The 2724-nt window shown below is 70.7% G+C and carries 1 protein-coding gene; it reads left to right on the top strand.

Features of this window, described 5'->3' with window-relative positions; genetic code table 11:
• Positions 1–98: 98 nt before the first annotated feature.
• Positions 99–2724 (top strand): phosphoenolpyruvate carboxylase (locus tag AC1DVT_RS19320; RefSeq protein ID WP_477390918.1); only part of this gene is annotated, 2626 nt, incomplete at its 3' end.

Here is a 2724-nt window from a genome sequence, read left to right as displayed (position 1 = left end):
GAACGCAGCAGTTTCACAGCACCTCCGGCCGCCCCATGCTAGCGGGGGCCGGTCGCTGCTGTGATTTCGACGAAACAACGCGGCGATAGCGTTGAGGCATGCGTGAGCTCACCAAGACCGAAGCGATCGACCTGGTCGGACGTTATGAAGCAGGCCAGGAGATCCCCGAGCGGATGCGCGCGGATGTGCGGATGCTGGGTGCGCTGCTCGGTCGTGTGCTCCGCGAGAGCGGCTCCCCCGGTCTGTTCGACGACGTGGAGCGCCTGCGCGCCGCGACCRTCCAGGCGTACACCGACGAGACCGCGGAGGCGTTCGAGCGCGCCGCGGTGATCGCCGACTCGTTCAGCATCCAGCGCGCCGACGAGGTCGCCCGGGCGTTCACCGTCTACTTCCACCTCATGAACCTCATCGAGGAGCACCAGCGGGTGCGGATCCTCCGGGAGCGCGATGGGCGCCCCGATCGGGAGGATGCGACCGACTCGGTCGCCGCCGCGTTCGTGCACCTCGCCGCCGAGGTCGGCGACGACACGGCGCTCGCACGCCTGCAGGCGCTGCGGTTCCACCCCGTGTTCACCGCGCACCCCACCGAGGCGCGCCGCAGTGCGATCTCCCGCAGCATCCGCCGCCTGACCGCGCTGCTCGACGAGCACGACATCATGCTGCGCAACGGCGCCGACGAGCGACGGGCCGAGCGCCGCATGATCGAGGAGATCGACACGCTGTGGCGCACCGCGCCGCTGCGCGCGGAGAAGCCCTCGCCCACCGACGAGGTGCGATCCATCATGGAGGTCTTCGACGAGACCCTCTTCACCGCGGTCCCGCATGTCTACCGCCGCGTCGACGACGCCCTGCAGGGGCCCGCCGCGGGCTCGCGGGCGCCGATCGTCAAGCCCTTCGTCCGGGTCGGCTCGTGGGTCGGCGGCGACCGCGACGGAAACCCGTTCGTGACGGCATCCGTCACCCGCAAGGCCGCGAAGATCGCGAGTCAGCACGTCCTGCTCGGACTGGAGCGCGCCGCGAACCGCATCGGCCGAACCCTGACGCTGGATGAGGTCACCACGCCGCCGAGCGCGGCGCTGCAGGCGCTGCTCCAACGGCTCGCGACGAACGATGAGGAAGCCGCCGTCGACATCGCGAAGCGGTCGCCGGGCGAGCCGCACCGGCGCACGCTGCTGCTCATCGCCCGGCGCATCGCCGCGTCCGGTGGCGGCGACGCGGACCTGTCCTACCGTGACCCGGAGCAGCTTCTCGCGGACCTGCGGATCATCCAGGAGTCGCTGCACCTGGCCGGAGCCCCGCGGCAGGCCTACGGCCACCTGCAGCAGCTCATCTGGCAGGTCGAGACCTTCGGGTTCCACCTCGCCGAACTCGAGGTGCGCCAGCACTCGGCAGTGCACGCGAAATCACTCGAGGAGCTGTCCGCGGGCGTTGCGCTCAGCGCGCAGACCGAAGAGGTGCTCGAGGTCTTCCGCACGATCTCGTCCATCCAGAGCAGGCTCGGCCCGAACGCCGCCGGCCGCTACATCGTGTCGTTCACACGGTCCGCCGAAGACCTCGCCAACGTCTACCGCCTCGCCGAGTACGCGAAGGACTCGAGCGGGACGCCGGTGCTCGACGTCATTCCGCTGTTCGAGACGTTCGCCGACCTGCAGGCCGCGCCGCAGATCCTCGCCGAGATCGTCGAGCATCCCGACTTCAAGGCGCGCCTGGCCGTCACCGGCCGCCGTCTCGAGGTCATGCTCGGGTACTCCGACTCGTCGAAGGACGTGGGGCCGGTCGCCGCGACCCTGGCCCTCTACGAAGCCCAAGCCGCGATCTCGGCGTGGGCGCAGGCGAGCGGCATCGAGCTCACCCTGTTCCACGGGCGCGGCGGAGCGCTCGGCCGTGGCGGGGGCCCTGCCAACACCGCGATCCTCGGTCAGCCACCGCACTCGGTGGACGGCCGGTTCAAGCTCACCGAACAGGGCGAGGTCATCTTCGCTCGCTACGGCGACCCGGCCATCGCGATGCGGCACATCGACCAGGTGGCCGCCGCGGTGCTGCTCGCCTCGTCGCCGTCGATCGAGCGGCGCAACCGCGCCGCGGCGGAGCGCTACGCCGAGGCTGCGGCGAAGATGGATGCCGCGTCCCGCGACCGCTTCTTCACCCTCGTGAAGGCACCGGGCTTCGCGCCATGGTTCGCGCAGGTCACGCCGATGGAGGAGGTCGGGCTGCTCGCCCTCGGCTCCCGCCCGGCACGACGAGGACTGTCCGTCGAATCGCTCGAGGATCTTCGCGCCATCCCGTGGGTCTTCGCCTGGAGCCAGGCGCGCATCAACCTCGCGGGCTGGTTCGGGCTCGGCTCGGGCCTGGAAGCCGTCGGCGACGAGGCGCTCCTGCGCCGGGCGTATGACGAGTGGCCGCTCTTCCGCACGCTCATCGACAACGTCGCGATGAGCCTCGCGAAGTCCGACAGCCGCATCGCGCGAGGCTATCTCGGGCTGGGCGATCGCGATGATCTCGCCGCGCTCGTGATGGAGGAGCTCGACCTCACGAGGTCCTGGGTAATCCGCATCGCCGGGGGCGGGCAGCTCCTGCAGAACAAGCCTGTGCTGCAGCGTGCGGTGAAGTTGCGCAGCCCCTACGTCGACGCGCTGTCCCTGCTCCAGCTGCGGGCGCTCCGGGCACTTCGCGACAATGCGGCGGCCGGCGCCCCCGTCGACCCGGAGCTGCAGCGCCTGCTGC

Source organism: Microbacterium sp. P2_F9, assembly GCF_056403635.1.
The sequence above is the reverse complement of the archived record's forward strand: the minus strand, read 5'-3'. Positions and strand labels throughout refer to the sequence as shown.